Origin of the sequence: Roseovarius carneus, assembly GCF_020141465.1 — a bacterium.
In the GTDB taxonomy this organism is placed as follows: Bacteria; Pseudomonadota; Alphaproteobacteria; order Rhodobacterales; family Rhodobacteraceae; genus Roseovarius; species Roseovarius carneus.
This window is the reverse complement of the sequence record NZ_JAHSPD010000001.1, coordinates 2672060-2688042: the sequence shown is the minus strand read 5'-3', so window position 1 is coordinate 2688042 and position 15983 is coordinate 2672060. Positions and strand designations below refer to the sequence as shown.

Genomic DNA, 15983 nt, shown 5'->3' with positions numbered 1-15983 from the left:
AGGGTCCGTCTTTAGGGTTGAGTGCAGCGTGAATGAGGCGCGCAGAGGAGTCCAGCCACGTGGCAGTGGTCAATCGCATAGCAGGGTTTGCCGAGGAGATGACAGCGTGGCGGCGTCATCTGCATATGAACCCAGAGCTTGGGTTTGAGTGCCATGACACGGCGGCTTTCGTGGTGGCGCGGCTGCGCGAATTTGGGATCACCGAGATTGAGGAGGGGGTAGCCACCTCGGGCGTTGTGGCCATCATTGAAGGGCGTGGGGACGGCCCAACGATTGGCCTGCGCGCGGATATGGATGCGCTTCCCCTCGATGAGATCACTGGCGTGGAGTGGTCCAGCACACGGCCCGGCGCGATGCATGCTTGCGGGCATGATGGGCATACCACGATGCTTTTGGGGGCCGCGAAATATCTCGCGGAGACGCGCAATTTCGCGGGCCGGGTCGCGCTGATCTTTCAGCCTGCTGAGGAAGGCCCCGGCGGCGGGCGTGTGATGGTCGAGGCGGGGATCATGGACCGCTATGACATCGGCGAGGTCTACGCGCTGCACACGATGCCGGGCCAAGAGGTGGGCAGTTTTTCTACCACGCCCGGCCCTATCATGGCGGCGGTGGATACGTTCGATATCCATATCAAAGGGCGCGGGGGGCATGCGGCCTATCCACACCAGACCTGCGATCCGGTGGTCGCCGCCTGCGGCATTGTGCAGGCGATCCAGACGATTGTGAGCCGCAACCACTATGCGATGCAGGATTTGGTCGTTTCGGTCACGCAGATCCACACGGGCAGCGCCGAGAATATCGTGCCCGATACCGCCTATGTAAACGGCACGATCCGCACCTTTGAGGCGGATGTGCGCGAGATGGTTCACGCACGGATGCGCGAGATCGTGGCGGGGCAGGCGGCGAGTTACGGCGTGGAGGTCTCATTGGAGATCGCCGTGGGCTATCCGCCAACGGTGAACCACGCGGAGCAGACCGCCCGTGCCGCTGAGGTCGCCGGAGAGGTCGCAGGGTCCGCTGGCGTGGACACCGCGCGCATCCGCGAGATGGGGGCCGAGGATTTCTCCTATATGCTGGAGGCGCGGCCGGGGGCCTATCTTTTCCTTGGGCAGGGAGAGGCGGCGGGGTTGCATCATCCCGGATTTGATTTCAACGATGCGGCAGCGCCTTATGGCGCGTCGTTTTTTGCAAAGCTGGTGGAGCGGATGCAACCGTCGGAGTGATGCGGGTTGCATATCTGCCCAACTGAGTTTTTTGGCCCACCGCGTTGCGCAAATGGGCCCCATGAAAGGAAGAATTTAATATGGCACTGACGGACGCTGACAAGGAAGTGGATCACGCGTTTACGCGGCGCGACCTCAAGGGCCTGAGCTTCGAGAATGCGTTTGGCGGGGCGACATCGTTTCTGCGGCGGCGCTATACGAAGGACCTCACAGGGGTGGATGTGGCCGTCACGGGCGTGCCCTTCGATCAGGCGGTAACCAACCGCAGCGGTACCCGCATGGGCCCGCGCGCAATCCGCGAAGCGAGCGCGCTTCAGCCTGCCGACTCTCCCTACGGATGGCCCTTCAACGCGCTGGAGGAGATGGCGATTGCCGATTACGGCGATCTGGCGTTTGATTATGCCAATGTGCCTGCGTTTCCCGCAGCGCTCACCGCGCATGTTGAGGGGATTTTGGAGGCGGGTGCGGCCTCGGTCGTGCTGGGCGGCGATCATTACATCACCTTCCCCATCCTCAAGGCCTATGCCGCGAAATATGGCCCCATGAGCCTTTTGCAATTCGACGCCCATACGGACACATGGCCGGATGACGACATGGACCGGATTGATCACGGCACGATGTTCTACAAGGCGATCAAGATGGGCCTGATCGACCCCGCACGATCGGTTCAGGTGGGGATACGTACCCATGTTGACGACCGTATGGGCATGAACGTGATCGACGCGCGCGAGGTGCACGAGCGCGGGCCAGTGGCCACCGTGGAGAAGATCAAGGGCATCCTCGGGGATGCGCCGACCTATCTGAGCTTTGATATTGACGGGCTCGACCCGGCCTTCGCGCCCGGCACAGGCACGCCGGTCTGGGGCGGGCTGACCTCGGCACAGGCGTCGATGATGTTGCGCGATCTTGCCGGGATCAACATCAAGGGCGGCGATGTGGTGGAGGTGGCACCACAATATGATACAACTGGAGCCACGGCGATCGCGGGCGCGCATGTGGCCACGGAGCTGATATGCCTTCTGGGCTGGGATAAGCATGGCACATAGGGCAGGTATCAGCCGGTGGGCACACTCAAACCCCTGCGATATTTTGAACAAGTGAAAGGCGGCATGGCGTGAAGTGGATCTTGGCAGTGCTGGCGGTGAGTGCGCTTGTGGTCGCGGGGTTCGCGCTTTGGGTACGGCTGGCACCGGTGGACCCGGCGCGTTGGCATGTCGGTGCTGCGCAGGAGGGCGTGGGGCATATGCCCCGAGCGGGTGGGCATCTGTGGCGTGGCACGATTGCTGGGCCGGGCGCTCTGGCCCGGGTTGATGCAGTCATCCGCGACACGCCGCGCACCAAGGTCATCGCAGGCTCTGTCGAGAGCGGGATGGTAAGCTATCAGACCCGCTCGGCCCTTTGGGGGTTTCCCGATTACACCACGCTGCGCGGTGACGGCGATCTTGTCGAAATCAACAGCCGCCTGCGGTTCGGGCAATCAGATCTGGGGGTCAACCGCGCCCGCATCAAGGGTTGGTTGGAGGCTTTGGGGCAGGGCGGATGACAGGCACCCATCCGATATCTCGCGCCACATCGGCACGTTGAGCGACATCTGGCATTGCGCCATGAACATCCGCCCATCCACGGCAATACATGTCATCTCGCCCAGCTCAAGCCGCGCGCCGGATTTGTCGGTGCAATAACAATCGACGGTCTTACCTTGGGCGACTGCTCCGGCAGGGCCAAAAGCGGGAGCTGCGATGAGTAATAGAATGGCCAGTTGCTTCATAGTCCCGTTTATATCACAGGGTGCCGACTTGACCAAAGCGATAAGATAACTCAAGGAAGCCAGCATGGTGCCAATGGACAGACTTCGGCAAATCGTGCAGCGCTTCGAATTTATCGAGGCGCAGATGGCACAGGGCGGCGGTGATATCGCAGCGCTTGGCCGGGAATATGCCGAGCTGCGCCCTGTTGTGGGGGAAGTCCGCACATATATGGGCCTGCTCGATGATATGGCGAGCGCTGAGGCGATGCTCGACGACCCCGAAATGCGCGGGCTTGCCGAGGAAGAGCTGGTGGGGCTACGCGCCGCACGACCCAAGATGGAGGCGGCGCTGCAACTGGCGCTATTGCCACGCGATGCGGCCGATGCGCGCCCCGCGATGCTTGAGATCCGGCCCGGCACCGGGGGCGAGGAAGCAGCCCTTTTTGCCGGCGATCTGCTGCGCATGTATCAACGCTATGCCGAGGCGCGTGGCTGGCGGCTTGAGATATTGGAAGAGAGCCTGACCGAGCTTGGCGGGATCAAGGAAGTGGTGGCCCATGTGAAGGGCGCACATGTCTTTGCCCGCCTGAAATTCGAGAGCGGTGTGCACCGGGTTCAGCGCGTGCCGGAGACCGAAAGCGGCGGGCGTATTCATACCTCTGCGGCCACGGTTGCCGTTTTGCCCGAGGCCGAGGATGTGGATGTGAAGATCGACGCGAATGATTTGCGGATCGACACGATGCGCAGCTCTGGTGCGGGTGGGCAGCATGTGAACACCACCGATTCGGCGGTGCGGATCACGCATATTCCCTCAGGAATCGTCGTCACCAGCTCCGAGAAATCCCAGCACCGCAACCGCGAGATTGCGATGCAGGTCCTCAAAACGCGCCTCTACGATGCGGAGCGCCAGCGCATGGACAACGAGCGCAGCGCTGACAGGGCCGCCCAAGTGGGCAGCGGTGACCGGTCTGAGCGCATCCGGACCTATAATTTCCCGCAAGGGCGGATGACCGATCACCGAATCAACCTCACACTTTATAAGCTTGATCAGGTGATGCAGGGCGATTTGGACGAGGTGATTGATGCGCTGACGGCGGATGCGCAGGCCACCCTTCTATCCGAAATGGGGGCCGTGTGATCACGGCTCAGACGGCGCTGGCCGAGGCCCGCGCGCGGCTCGGCGCGGCGGGGGTGCCTGGTGCGATGGGCGATGCGCGCAGGCTTCTGGCCCATGCGATGGGGGTAGCCCCCGGACGGCTCACGCTGCATTTGCATGATACGCTGGACGAGGGCGCGCTGGGCTCTTTCAATGCACTTGTTGCGCGGCGTGCCGCGCGTGTTCCGGTCTCGCATCTCATCGGGCGGCGCAGCTTTTATGGCCGCGATTTTGAAGTAAACGGGCATGTTCTGGACCCGCGCCCAGAGACAGAAACCCTTGTGGTTGCGGCTTTGGACGTCGAATGGAGCCGCGCCTTGGATCTGGGCACCGGAAGCGGCGCGATCCTTCTGACGCTTCTGTCCGAGCGGGAGCAGGCCACAGGCACCGGCACGGATATCAGCGCAGAGGCGCTGAGCGTGGCTGCGCGCAATGCAGAAGTCTTGGGCGTGGCGAACCGCGCGCAGCTTTTGCAAAGCAACTGGTTTGGCGGCCTGTCCGAGCGCTTTGATCTCATCGTCTCTAACCCGCCCTATATCGCGGCCTCCGAGATGGCGGGCCTTGCGCCGGAACTCCTTCATGAGCCGCGCTGCGCGCTCACGGATGAAGCGGACGGGCTCACCGCCTACCGCGTGATTTGCGCAGGCGCGCTGAGTCATCTCGCTCCGGGCGGATGGCTGATGCTGGAGATCGGCTGGACCCAAGGCGAGGCGGTTTGCGAAATGGCGCACGCGGCGGGGTATAGCGGCGTCACATGCCGCCCCGATATGGACGGGCGTGACCGGATCGTTGTGGCACGCGCCCCTCTGTGATGGGCTAAAGTGGCAAAATACGGCGCAAATTTCGCTTTTTGCTTGTGCCTAGGCTTGGGGCGTGATTATTGAAATTGTCTCTGCGCTGGATGGAACGTTTTCGTCCCGCAGAACGCCAAGCCCATAATTGCCGCGGATCCGGTTCATTTTTCAAGCGCAAGGGGCGCTTCCCGGGTCCAAAGAGGGCAATCTTTCCAAGGCTGGACAGAAAAAATATGAGATCATCAAAGTCACGTTCGCGTAACAAGTCGAACCGCAATCGCTCATCCAATACGGTGGGCAATGTGGTGAACCGGGTTTTTGATAGCTCGGGCCCCGAGGGCAAGGTGCGCGGCACACCGCAGCAGATCATTGAGAAATATAATCAGCTGGCCCGCGATGCGCAGCTGAGCAATGACAGGGTGGCCACTGAGAATTTTCAGCAGCACGCCGAGCATTACCTGCGCCTTTTGAGTGCGGCGCAAAAGGAAATTGATGCCAAGCGTGACCAGCAGGAGCGCGAGAACCGCGATCGGCAGGCTGAGCGCGACAAAGAACAAAGGGACCGCCCGCAGCGCCACGAGCATGACGCAGAGAGCGGTGGTAAAAACTCCGGTCAGCATTCCGGCCAGTATCACTCTCAGCAATCCGGACAGGGCGAGCAGCCTCAACATACATCGCAAGAGGCTGAAGATTCGTCCATACTTGTGGAGACGCCCGAGACACAGTCCGAAGCCAAATCTGAGGCTCCTCCGAAGGCCCGCGCGCCGCGCAAACCGCGCCGCAAGCCAACCCCGGAAATGTCTGCGGCAAAATCCGATTCACCCACTCCGCCAGAGGCAGCTGAGTAGCCCCGAGCCATACATTTTTTTGAAAAACCCACGAAAACCGCCGCTTCATTGAATGCGGCGGTTTTCATTTGCGTGGTCGTGACTGTGGCCTTGAAGGATGAGGTGCTGAACGCCCTTGGGCTAAAAAATCGGGCCAAAAAAAAGGCCGAGCACAAGGCTCGGCCGAAGTCCAACAGGGAGGTATGATGGGAGCGCCAGAAGCGTCCCGTCTCATGTGCAATTAGTGCCTCAATTCTGAGCGATCAAGGTTAAAAATGCCGCAGGTGCAGCATTTCTGATATGCATTTTTTGCATATCTGAGCAGAGGGTCAGGTAACAGCCTGTTCTTTCATCGTTTTGCGATAGGTGAAAATCTCGTCCTGAACGAAGTCACGGAAGGCCGCGATGCGTTTTGAGTGGCGCAATTCCTCGGGATAGGCGAGGAAGACAGGCACTTCGACCGACTCAACCTCCGGAAGAACGCGCACGAGATTGGGGAAATCGTGCAAGAGGTAATCGGGCAGCACACCAATTCCCAGATTATGAAGCACGCCTTGGAGCACGCCGAAATAATTGTTCACGGTGAGAATCGACGGGATGTTATTGGCAATCAGTTCGCTGACCAGCATTGCCGCCGCGCCGACCTGCGCCGAATTGGGATTTTGCGAGATTAGCCTGTGGGCCTGCAAATCCTTTGGTTGTTGGGGCATACCGTATTCGGCGATGTAATCGGCATTGGCGGCCAGCACCATATGCACGCTCATCAGCCGTTTGCGAATCAGATCGGCCTGGCTTGGTTCCTTCATGCGGATGGCCACGTCTGCCTCGCGCATGGGCAGGTCGAGCACGCGCTCTTCCAGCATCAAATCAATCCTGAGATCGGGGTATTTCTTGTAAAGCTGGCTCAGACGCGGGGCGAGCCAGAGCGTGCCGAAGCCGATTGTCGTGGTCACACGCAATTCGCCGAAGACCTCTTCCTCGCTGTCTCGGATGCGGGCGGTGGCGGTGTCGAGCCGCTTGAGCATGGCGCGGGTCGCGTCGAACAAAAGCTCGCCCTGCTCAGTTAGGATCAGGCCCCGCGCATGGCGATGAAAGAGGGTCGCGTTCAGAGATTGTTCCAACCCGCGCACCTGCCGCGATACGGCTGATTGAGACAGTTGCAGAGTATCGCCTGCATGTGTCAAGCTGCCCGCATCGGCGACAGCATGAAAAATCCTTAATTTGTCCCAATCCACGGCCGCTGCTCTCGATTCACTATTGTGTCAACCTGACTTAACAGAGAAATGCGCTTCTTGCACCGTTCAAAGCGGCGGTGCGGCGGAAAGTCCGCTTAGCTGGTCAGGTGCTGTGCCCGATACTCAGGCGCCTGCGCAAAGTAAATGGTGGGCCAGAGGCCGAGCAGTATGAACTTTGCCGATATTGCAGTGAAAGACCAGTTTGGGGTGAGTGGGCCGCAAGTGCGTTTGGTCTGCACGCATCCGCCTGAAATCTGATGTGGAATTTTGCGGTTGCGCGGCGTATGAGCGTGCATATGGGGCCGACACCATACGTGCCCCGAAGCTGAGGGCAAAGCGATGGCAGTGGGTATTTTCGACAGTGGTTTGGGCGGCCTGACCGTGCTGGAGGCCGTGCAAAAGCGGCTGCCTGAGGTTCCATTCGTCTATCTTGGCGACAATGCAAATGCGCCCTACGGCGTGCGCGGGGCGGATGATGTGCATGCCTTGACCGAGGCTGCGGTCAAGCGCCTGTGGGCTGAAGGCTGTGATCTGGTGATCCTGGCCTGCAACACAGCCTCTGCCGCAGCGCTGCGCCGGATGCAGGAGGCGGGTGTGCCTGAGGGCAAGCGCGTTCTGGGTGTGTTCGTGCCGCTGATCGAGGCATTGACCGAGCGGAACTGGGGCGACAATTCTCCTCCGCGCGAAGTGGCCGTGACGCATGTGGCGCTTTTTGCGACGCCTGCGACGGTCAGCAGCCGGGCGTTTCAACGCGAGCTGGCGTTTCGCGCAATTGGCGTTGATGTGGAGGCGCAGGCCTGTGGCGGTATCGTGGATGCGATCGAAGAGGGGGATATGATCCTCGCCGAGGCGCTGGTGCGTAGCCATGTGGACGCGCTTAGGCGCAAGATGCCCGATCCGCAGGCGGCGATCTTGGGCTGCACGCATTATCCGCTGGTCGAGGATGTGTTTCGCGCCGCTTTGGGCCCGGATGTGGCGGTCTATTCTCAGGCCAATCTGGTGGCCGAGAGCCTCGCCGATTACCTCACGCGGCGGCCCGGTATGATGGGCAGTGGCACCGAGAGCCGATTTCTGACCACCGGCGACGCGCGCCGCGTCTCGGACCGCGCGACACAGTTCATGCGCCGCGAGGTGCGGTTTGAGCCGCTCTAGGCGCCGATTCGATCAGATATTGCGAGAAAGGCCCAATCCGGGATATCCCGAAGGCCAGCCAGTGAAAGACACATAATGACCCATAATATCGCCATTCTCGGGGCCTCAGGCTATACCGGGGCAGAGCTTGTCCGGCTGATCGCGACCCATCCGAGCATGCGGATTGCGGCGCTTGGTGCGAATTCCAAGGCAGGACAGAGCATGGCGGATGTGTTCCCGCATCTGCGCCATCTGGACCTGCCCATGATGGTGACCATCGACGAGATTGATTTTGCAGGCATTGATCTGTGCTTTTGCGCGCTGCCCCACGCGACCAGTCAGGCAGTGATCAAGGCGTTGCCGAAAGATCTGAAAATCGTCGATCTGAGCGCGGATTTCCGGCTGCGTGACCCGGAGGTCTACGCCAAATGGTATGGCGGGACGCATGACGCGTTGGAGTGTCAGGCGGAGGCGGTTTATGGGCTGACCGAGTTCTACCGCGAGGATATTCGCACGGCACGGCTTGTTGCGGGGACGGGGTGCAATGCCGCCACCGGGCAATATGCGCTGCGGCCCTTGATCGCAGGCGGACTGATTGATCTCGATGACATCATCATTGATCTCAAAACCGGCGTCAGCGGGGCGGGGCGCAGCCTGAAGGAAAATCTGCTCCATGCAGAGCTGTCGGAGGGCGCGCATGCCTATGCCGTGGGCGGCACGCATCGGCACCTTGCCGAGTTTGATCAAGAATTTTCCGCCATCGCTGGGCGCGACGTGAAAGTGCAATTCACACCGCATTTATTACCTGCAAACAGGGGGATAATTGCCACTGTTTATGTAAAAGGCGAGGCTCATGATATCCATGCCGCCTTGGCAGCCGCCTATAGGGCCGAACCCTTCCTTGAGGTGCTGCCCTTTGGCCAGACGCCCAGCACCCGCCATGTGAGGGGCAGCAACTTTTGCCATGTTGGCGTGACCGGGGACCGGATCGAGGGCCGTGCGGTTGTGATCGCAGCGCTTGATAACCTGACCAAAGGGTCCAGTGGGCAAGCCTTGCAGAATGCCAATCTGATGTTAAATGAGCCTGAGACGGCGGGGCTTATGATGGCCCCACTCTTCCCGTGACTTGCATAAGGTAGCCCAATGAAATCGCTCAAGAAGCAGCGCCGTATTCAAGTGATCTCCATGCTGGCCGTGGCGCTTGTCCTGTCCACCGCGCTCATCGGATATGCCATGCGTGACGGGATTAACTTCTTCCGCTCGCCCAGCGAGGTGATCGCCGCGCCGCCCAGCCCCACGGAGGTCTTCCGCATCGGCGGGTTGGTCGAGGAGGGCACATTGCGCCGCGGCGAAGGCACGACCACATTTTTCAATGTGACGGATGGCGGCGCGAGCGTGGCGGTGACGTATACTGGCGTGATGCCCGACCTTTTTGGTGAGGGCGAGGGTATGGTCGGCATGGGCAGCTTTGATGGCACAACTTTCGTCGCCACCGAGATTCTTGCGCGCCATGACGAGGATTACATGCCGAAGGAAGTCGTTGATGCGCTGAAGGCGCAAGGCGTCTACAAGGACTACAGCGCGGATGAGGCTGGTGCGAACGATAGCTGAAGGCTGCGTTAACCCAGACGGATCACCTTCCACCACATGCTTTTTGACCATGTGGAGGGCTGCAAGTGTCCCGAGTTGCCGAAATAGCCAAAGAGATTATCGCCCGTGAAGGCGGCTATGTGAATGACCCCGACGATCCGGGCGGAGCCACGAATTTTGGCGTGACCATCCATACAATGCGCCGTTTGGGGTTGGACCTGACCGGGGATGGGCGGGTGACGGCGGCCGATGTGAAGCGGCTGAGCCGGGCGCAGGCCGAAGACATCTTCATCGAGCATTACTTCACGCGGCCCGGCATCGAGGCACTGCCCCAAGCGCTTCAGGCCAGTGTGTTTGATATGTATGTCAATGCGGGCAGCAATGCGGTGAAGATCCTGCAACGGCTGTTGCGCGAGATGGGGCAGGATATCAGCGTCGATGGCGTGATCGGACCTCAGACTGCCGCCGCCGCGGCCACGGTTGCGCGCGCCGCCCCGGGCCATATCGCGGATGCTTACGGCATTGCGCGCCGGAATTACTATTTCCGCATCGCTGATCGCCGCCCCGCCAGCCGCAAATTCGCGCGCACCCGCTCAGGCGGGAAGGGCGGATGGATCAAACGGGCGGAGGAGTTCATCTCGCCGCGCTTTCATCTCAGCCGCGCGGATTTTGCCGAGAGGGTGGCGTCATGGGGATAATCGAGCGGATTTTGAGCAGCGTGTTTGGCGGCGGGCGCAACATCTTGGTGGAGACCGCCGAGGTCTTTCGCGAGAATGCAGAAGCGGGCGCGCAGCGCGATGCAGATGAGCGCAGTCAAGCGCTGGCGCAATTCGCGGCGGAGTTCGCAGCGCGCGAGAGGGGACTTTTTGACCGGATCATGGACGGTGTGAACCGCCTACCGCGCCCAGCGATGGCTCTGGGGACGCTGGGCCTTTTCATCGCTGCCATGGCCGATCCGGTATGGTTTTCGGCGCGTATGCAGGGCATCGCGCTTGTGCCCGAGCCGCTCTGGTGGCTCTTGGGTGTCGTGGTCAGCTTCTACTTCGGCGCGCGACACCAATACAAAAGTCAGGAGTTGCAGCGCGGCATTGCCGACACGCTCGCGCGCACACCCAAAGTTGCCCGTAATATCGAGGGGTTGCAACGGCTGCGCACACCCCCCGCCGCCACGGAGGGGGATGCGGCTCTGACCCTCGCCACCCTCACGCCCGAGGCCAATCCGGCACTGGAGGAATGGCGCCGCAAAATCACCTGAGATCATCCGCGACAATCTGATCCAGTGCTGCGCCCGATTGCTGGACCGATTGTGATTGGCCGTGGCGCTGGCTCCGTCTATATTCACGGCTATGATAAATGAACTCGGTCACTTCGCCCTCATCCTCGCCTTCGTCCTTGCCTGTGTGCAGTCGGTGGTCCCTCTTATTGGCGCGCAAAAACGCTGGGCCGGGTGGATGGCAGTTGCCCCCACCGCGGCCAGCGCGCAATTCGTCTTTACGGCGATGTCCTTTGCAGCGCTGACATATGTCTTTGTGGTCTCGGACTTCTCCAACCGCCTTGTGATGCTCAACAGCCACTCGGCGAAACCGATGATTTACAAGATCACCGGCGTGTGGGGCAATCATGAAGGGTCCATGCTGCTTTGGGTGCTGATCGTGGCCCTTTTCGGGGCCTGTGTCGGCTGGTTTGGCAGCAATCTGCCGCCCAGCTTGCGGGCGCGCGTGCTGTCGGTTCAGGGGATGATCGGTGTGGCGTTCTTCGCCTTCATCATCTTCACCTCCAACCCGTTTGAGCGTCTGGCGATCCCACCTTTCGACGGCGAGGACCTCAATCCGCTCTTGCAGGATATCGGCCTCGCGCTCCATCCACCGTTTCTTTACGTGGGCTATGTCGGCCTCTCCATGACCTTCAGCTTCGCCGTGGCCGCCCTGATCGAGGGGCGCGTGGACGCGGCGTGGGGGCGGTGGGTGCGTCCCTACACGCTGGCCGCTTGGGTCTTTTTGACCGTCGGCATCGCACTGGGAAGCTGGTGGGCCTATTACGAGCTTGGCTGGGGCGGTTTCTGGTTCTGGGACCCGGTTGAGAACGCGAGCTTCATGCCTTGGCTTATTGCCGCAGCGCTCCTTCATTCGGCCATTGTCGTGGAAAAGCGCGAAAGCCTGAAAAGCTGGACCATCTTGCTTGCCATCATCGCGTTTGGCTTCTCGATGATCGGCGCGTTCATCACCCGGTCCGGCGTGCTGACCTCAGTGCATGCGTTCGCCAATGATCCTGAGCGGGGGATGGTCCTGCTTGGGATCACTGCGATCTTCATGATGGGGGGGCTGACCATGTTTGCCTTCCGGGCCAGCGCCATGCAGGCAAAGGGCGTCTTTGCGACATCCAGCCGGGAATCCATGCTTGTGCTGAACAACTTGCTATTGGGCGTGGCGTGTTTCGTGGTCTTCATCGGCACCATCTGGCCGTTGATTGCCGAGCTTTTCTTTGACCGCAAGGTTTCGGTCGGCCCGCCGTTTTTCAACGCCGCGTTCACGCCCTTCATGGTGCTTTTGGGCATTGTGCTGCCCTTTGGCGCGATGCTGCCGTGGAAGCGTGGGCAAATTGGCCGCGTTGCAAAGGCATTGGTCCCGGCTCTGGTTCTGGCTGTGGCTGTCGGTGCTCTGACATGGGCGATCCAGACGGAACGCAGCGCGCTGGGGCCGATTGGAATGATGCTCGGTGCGTGGCTTGTTGCCGGGGCTGCGGTGGATATTTGGTCGCGCACGGGGCGTTCGGGCAACCGCTTTGCTCGGCTTTTCCGTCTGCCGCGGGCCGATTGGGGCAAATCCATCGCCCATGCGGGGTTTGGTGTCACAATTGCGGGCATTGCAGGCCTTCTGGCGTGGGAGACCGAGGATATCCGCGTGGTCAACATCGGCGAGAGCTTCGAGTTGTCGGGCTTCACGCTCACGCTTGAGAACGTGCGCGATGTGCAGGGGCCGAACTTTATCTCCACCAAAGCCGATATCCGTCTGTCGCAGGACGGTGAGGAGATCAGCTTCCTTCACCCCGAAAAGCGGTACTACCCTGTTGCGGACATGCCGACAACTGAGGCGGCCATCGACAATGGTTTCCTGCGCGACGTCTATGTTGTGATCGGCGATCCACAAGAGGGTGGCGGCTGGGCTGTGCGGGCCTACTTCAAACCGCTGGCAAACTGGATCTGGGGCGGCTCGATCCTGATGGCGATCGGCGGGTTCTTCTCGCTCAGCGATCGGCGGTACCGGATTGCTGCGGGGTCGAAAAAGCCCGAGGCAAAACCCGTGCCCGGTGGGGTGCCTGCGCAATGAGACGGTTGGCGTGCATCCTTGCTCTCATCGCGGCCCCCGCCTTTGCGGTGCAGCCCGATGAGGTGCTGGACGATCCGGTGATGGAGGAGCGTGCGCGCGATATCTCGTCGGGCCTGCGCTGCCTTGTGTGCCGTAATGAGAGCATCGACGAATCGAACGCCACACTTGCGCGAGACCTGCGTCTTTTGGTCCGCGACCGTCTGGTGGCGGGCGACAGCAACGATGAGGTGGTGGATTTCATCGTCGCGCGCTACGGCGAATATGTGCTCCTGAACCCACGCGCGGCGGGCAGCACGTGGTTTTTGTGGCTCGCCGGGCCGGCCATGCTTTTAGCCGGGACGGGAATTGCCATTGGCTATGTGCGCCGCCGGTCTCAGGCCGAGGGACCCGCCAGCGGGCTCAGCGATGCGGAAGAGACCCGCCTGCGCCAAATTCTCGACGACTGACGCGGGGTTTGGCCTAGCGTCTCTGGAGTGAATGGGGTTTCATCGCGCCAAAGCCTTGAAAGGGACGCGCCATGAAAGACTACAGCACCATCCGCCTTGAGATCGAAGGCGGCATCGCGATCCTCACGCTCAACCGCCCTGACAAGATGAACGCGCTCAATCCGCAAATGCGGGCAGAGATCACCGATGCGGCCACCCATGCGGGCCGTTCGGCGCGTGTTCTGGTGATCACAGGCGAGGGGCGGGCGTTTTGCTCGGGCCAAGACCTCAGCGATGGGGGCAGTGCTGCCAAGCTCGATATCGAGCGGGTGTTGCGCGACGAATACGTGCCCATGCTGCGCAGCCTCGCGGAATGTCCCATCCCCACGATCAGCGCGGTGAACGGCCCGGCGGCAGGCGCGGGGGCCAACCTTGCGCTGGCCGCGGATGTGGTGATCGCGACTGAAAGCGCTGTTTTCCTTCAAGCGTTCACCCGGATCGGCCTCATCCCCGACGCGGGCGGAACCTATTGGCTACCCCGTCAAATGGGTGCAGCCAAAGCCATGGGGGCCGCCCTCTTTGCCGAACCGATCAGCGCTACGGATGCCGCAAACTGGGGCATGATCTGGGAGGCGGTGCCGGATATGGAGTTTGACGCCCATTGGAAGGCGCGTGCGGCGCATCTGGCCAAAGGCCCGACCGAGGCTTACCGCCACCTGAAGGATGCGATGCGCGGGTCATGGGATAACAGCCTCGATGCGCAGCTGGATCTGGAGGCGAAGCTCCAAGGCACCTGCGGTCAAACGCGCGATTTCCAAGAGGGTGTGATGGCCTTTCTCGAAAAGCGCACCGCCCAGTTTGAAGGGCGGTGACACTTGCGCGGGTAACGCCTGATGAGGTCTTTGATCCGTCGGTCCAGTGATCAGTCGGAATAGATATCTGGCCCGTTGTTTGGCATGCCAAGGCGTTTCGCGAACAATCTGAATCACAGGTTTTCGTAAGACGCGCACATCATTTGAGCGTTCCGTGCGTTTCGCCTCAATTGAGTGCCTCAAGTATAACTCGAAACACTTCAACACGCGGTCCAAACAGCCCCGTATCCTTAAAGATGAGGCGCGCGCCCTGAGACAATACATCACACTGCGCAAAGACCGTCACTTTGCCTCAACCGTGCGGCTCAAAAACGCCTCGGGGCTCTCCACCTCCTCCAGATTTTTGCCGTTTATCCACCAAAACCGGTTGCAGACATTGCGGAGAAAAGTGCGGTCATGGCTGACCAGAACGCAAGACGGGCCTTGCGTGATAAGCTCTTCCTCCAGTGCCTCTTGGCCTTCGATGTCCGAATGGTTCGTCGGCTCGTCCAGAAGGTAAAAGCTCGGGTGCTTCAGCCGCAGGACAAGCATCGCCAAACGCGCCTTTTGCCCGCCTGACAGGGCTTCGATAGCTGTGTCCTGCATCTGAATCAAAACACCCGCCCCGGCCAAAACACCGCGCGCCCGCTGATCGCCAATGTCAAACTGCCCGACCACGGCCGTCATCGGCGTATCATGCCCATTCAGCTGGCCAAGATGCTGATCTGAGAAGCCCGCCACAACCGATGGCGCGGTTTTCACCGCACTCTCTCGCCCCTCCAGGGCGGCTTGGATCATAACTACTAGCTGCGTCTTGCCGGTCCCATTCGCGCCCAGCAGAACGACCCGGTTTCCCGGCAAGACCCATTTCTGCCCAGTCTTGCAACAGCCCGATCCGGTGCAAATCCAGATGGTTTGTCGGCGCGTCCAAGAGCAAGATATCCGGCTCCACCACCCAAGCTGCAGACAGCATCGCTGTGCACTGCTATCCTCCGCTCAGCGTGCTCAGAGGCTGGTGCTGCACCTCATAAGGCACAGCAAGATCGCCCAGAACCACATCCACCCGCCAGCTTTCATATTCGGCCTGCTCGGGCGGCATTGTGGCCTGCACCGTGTCATACAGCGTCTGGCTCAGCGCCGCCTCCGGCACATTTTGCGTCACATACCCCACGCGCAGCCCCGGCGCGCGGGTGATCTCGCCCGCGCTGGGATCAAAATCGCCCGCAAGGCAGGCCAGCAAAGTGGATTTCCCACGCCCGTTTGCGGCCACCAGCCCGATCCGGTCTCCTTTGGAGATGGTCAGGGTCAGGTCGGTGAACAAAGGATCGCCCAAGGTCACCCCCAAGGCGTTAATGTTGATAAGTGTCATAGGTGTCACGCGTCATCTCAAAGGGGCCGCCGCGCGGTTATGAGCAGACCGATTGAGAGGAAGTCTCCGGCCCGCCCTGCAAACGAATTTACAGGGCGCTGCGGGGCCCATGCTGAAGTCGGCGGGTGATACGCATGTTCAGCAAGTGCCCTTCCGTTGTGTGTATTATCAATGAATATGAGCATAGAAACCCGTCTCGTATTCCGCAAGAGCAGCGTGGGCAGCACCCGTTTGACCCCGCAAAACACCACAGACGCAACACCAACGCAGAACATACTCCGAAATTCCCCCTGTTCCCGTTCCGTGCAA

At 60.8% G+C, this 15983-nt stretch carries 18 protein-coding genes; 14 read left to right on the top strand and 4 right to left on the bottom strand.

Going from position 1 to position 15983, the window contains the following annotated elements:
• Window positions 1-59 precede the first annotated feature (59 nt).
• The 3 genes from KUD11_RS13310 (at window position 60) to KUD11_RS13300 (ending at window position 2766) form a co-directional block, all read left to right on the top strand.
• On the top strand, window positions 60-1223 hold the full coding sequence (locus KUD11_RS13310; RefSeq protein WP_109387801.1) for a M20 aminoacylase family protein: 1164 nt from the start codon (window positions 60-62) through the stop codon (window positions 1221-1223).
• Window positions 1224-1303: 80 nt separating this feature from the next.
• Window positions 1304-2269 (top strand): agmatinase, encoded by a 966-nt coding sequence (speB, locus tag KUD11_RS13305; RefSeq protein WP_109384238.1) that lies wholly within the window; start codon window positions 1304-1306, stop codon window positions 2267-2269.
• A 68-nt stretch (window positions 2270-2337) separates the two neighbouring features.
• Window positions 2338-2766, top strand: coding sequence for a DUF1499 domain-containing protein (locus KUD11_RS13300; RefSeq protein WP_181375240.1), 429 nt, complete (start codon window positions 2338-2340; stop codon window positions 2764-2766).
• On the opposite strand, the gene KUD11_RS13295 is transcribed toward KUD11_RS13300, so the two are convergent.
• A complete protein-coding gene (locus tag KUD11_RS13295) occupies window positions 2701-2991 on the bottom strand; it encodes a hypothetical protein (RefSeq protein ID WP_181375241.1) in 291 nt (96 codons plus the stop codon). The genes KUD11_RS13300 and KUD11_RS13295 overlap by 66 nt on opposite strands.
• A 64-nt stretch (window positions 2992-3055) precedes the next feature.
• On the opposite strand from KUD11_RS13295, the gene prfA reads away from it, so the two are divergent.
• The 3 genes from prfA to KUD11_RS13280 all read left to right on the top strand — a co-directional run bounded on the left by prfA (window position 3056) and on the right by KUD11_RS13280 (window position 5768).
• Window positions 3056-4108 carry a peptide chain release factor 1 gene (gene prfA, locus KUD11_RS13290; RefSeq protein WP_109384239.1) on the top strand — a complete coding sequence of 351 codons (1053 nt, stop codon included), beginning with the start codon at window positions 3056-3058 and terminating at the stop codon, window positions 4106-4108.
• Window positions 4105-4938, top strand: a complete 834-nt coding sequence (gene prmC, locus KUD11_RS13285) for a peptide chain release factor N(5)-glutamine methyltransferase (protein ID WP_318010155.1) — start codon at window positions 4105-4107, stop codon at window positions 4936-4938. The genes prfA and prmC overlap by 4 nt, the downstream gene beginning before the upstream one ends.
• A 215-nt stretch (window positions 4939-5153) precedes the next feature.
• A complete protein-coding gene (locus KUD11_RS13280; protein ID WP_109384240.1) occupies window positions 5154-5768 on the top strand; it encodes a DUF4167 domain-containing protein in 615 nt (204 codons plus the stop codon).
• A 308-nt stretch (window positions 5769-6076) separates the two neighbouring features.
• Here KUD11_RS13280 and KUD11_RS13275 read toward each other — a convergent pair whose 3' ends face one another.
• Window positions 6077-6982: a LysR family transcriptional regulator gene (locus KUD11_RS13275; RefSeq protein WP_109384241.1), complete on the bottom strand. Its 906-nt coding sequence runs from the start codon at window positions 6980-6982 to the stop codon at window positions 6077-6079.
• Between the two features lie 339 nt (window positions 6983-7321).
• Here KUD11_RS13275 and KUD11_RS13270 point away from each other — a divergent pair, with 339 nt between their 5' ends.
• The 8 genes from KUD11_RS13270 (at window position 7322) to KUD11_RS13235 (ending at window position 14326) form a co-directional block, all read left to right on the top strand.
• Window positions 7322-8134: a glutamate racemase gene (locus KUD11_RS13270; RefSeq protein ID WP_109384242.1), complete on the top strand. Its 813-nt coding sequence runs from the start codon at window positions 7322-7324 to the stop codon at window positions 8132-8134.
• Between the two features lie 75 nt (window positions 8135-8209).
• Entirely contained in the window at window positions 8210-9238 is a 1029-nt protein-coding gene (gene argC, locus KUD11_RS13265; RefSeq protein ID WP_109384243.1) for an N-acetyl-gamma-glutamyl-phosphate reductase, read from the top strand.
• Window positions 9239-9256: 18 nt separating this feature from the next.
• Window positions 9257-9724 carry a cytochrome c maturation protein CcmE gene (gene ccmE, locus KUD11_RS13260; RefSeq protein ID WP_109384244.1) on the top strand — a complete coding sequence of 156 codons (468 nt, stop codon included), beginning with the start codon at window positions 9257-9259 and terminating at the stop codon, window positions 9722-9724.
• A gap of 65 nt (window positions 9725-9789) precedes the next feature.
• Window positions 9790-10401, top strand: a complete 612-nt coding sequence (locus KUD11_RS13255; RefSeq protein ID WP_109384245.1) for a holin-associated N-acetylmuramidase — start codon at window positions 9790-9792, stop codon at window positions 10399-10401.
• Window positions 10392-10958: a holin family protein gene (locus KUD11_RS13250; protein ID WP_109384246.1), complete on the top strand. Its 567-nt coding sequence runs from the start codon at window positions 10392-10394 to the stop codon at window positions 10956-10958. Before KUD11_RS13255 ends, KUD11_RS13250 begins: the two co-directional genes overlap by 10 nt.
• A gap of 91 nt (window positions 10959-11049) precedes the next feature.
• Window positions 11050-13029 carry a heme lyase CcmF/NrfE family subunit gene (locus KUD11_RS13245; protein WP_109384247.1) on the top strand — a complete coding sequence of 660 codons (1980 nt, stop codon included), beginning with the start codon at window positions 11050-11052 and terminating at the stop codon, window positions 13027-13029.
• Window positions 13026-13475, top strand: a complete 450-nt coding sequence (locus KUD11_RS13240) for a cytochrome c-type biogenesis protein (RefSeq protein WP_109384248.1) — start codon at window positions 13026-13028, stop codon at window positions 13473-13475. Before KUD11_RS13245 ends, KUD11_RS13240 begins: the two co-directional genes overlap by 4 nt.
• A gap of 71 nt (window positions 13476-13546) precedes the next feature.
• Window positions 13547-14326 (top strand): enoyl-CoA hydratase-related protein, encoded by a 780-nt coding sequence (locus tag KUD11_RS13235; protein ID WP_109384249.1) that lies wholly within the window; start codon window positions 13547-13549, stop codon window positions 14324-14326.
• Window positions 14327-14608: 282 nt separating this feature from the next.
• Here the strand turns inward: KUD11_RS13235 and KUD11_RS13230 are convergent, their stop codons facing one another.
• Entirely contained in the window at window positions 14609-15103 is a 495-nt protein-coding gene (locus KUD11_RS13230; protein ID WP_258305360.1) for an ATP-binding cassette domain-containing protein, read from the bottom strand.
• A 187-nt stretch (window positions 15104-15290) separates the two neighbouring features.
• Window positions 15291-15674, bottom strand: a complete 384-nt coding sequence (locus tag KUD11_RS13225) for an ATP-binding cassette domain-containing protein (protein ID WP_224380239.1) — start codon at window positions 15672-15674, stop codon at window positions 15291-15293.
• Window positions 15675-15983: the final 309 nt, after the last annotated feature.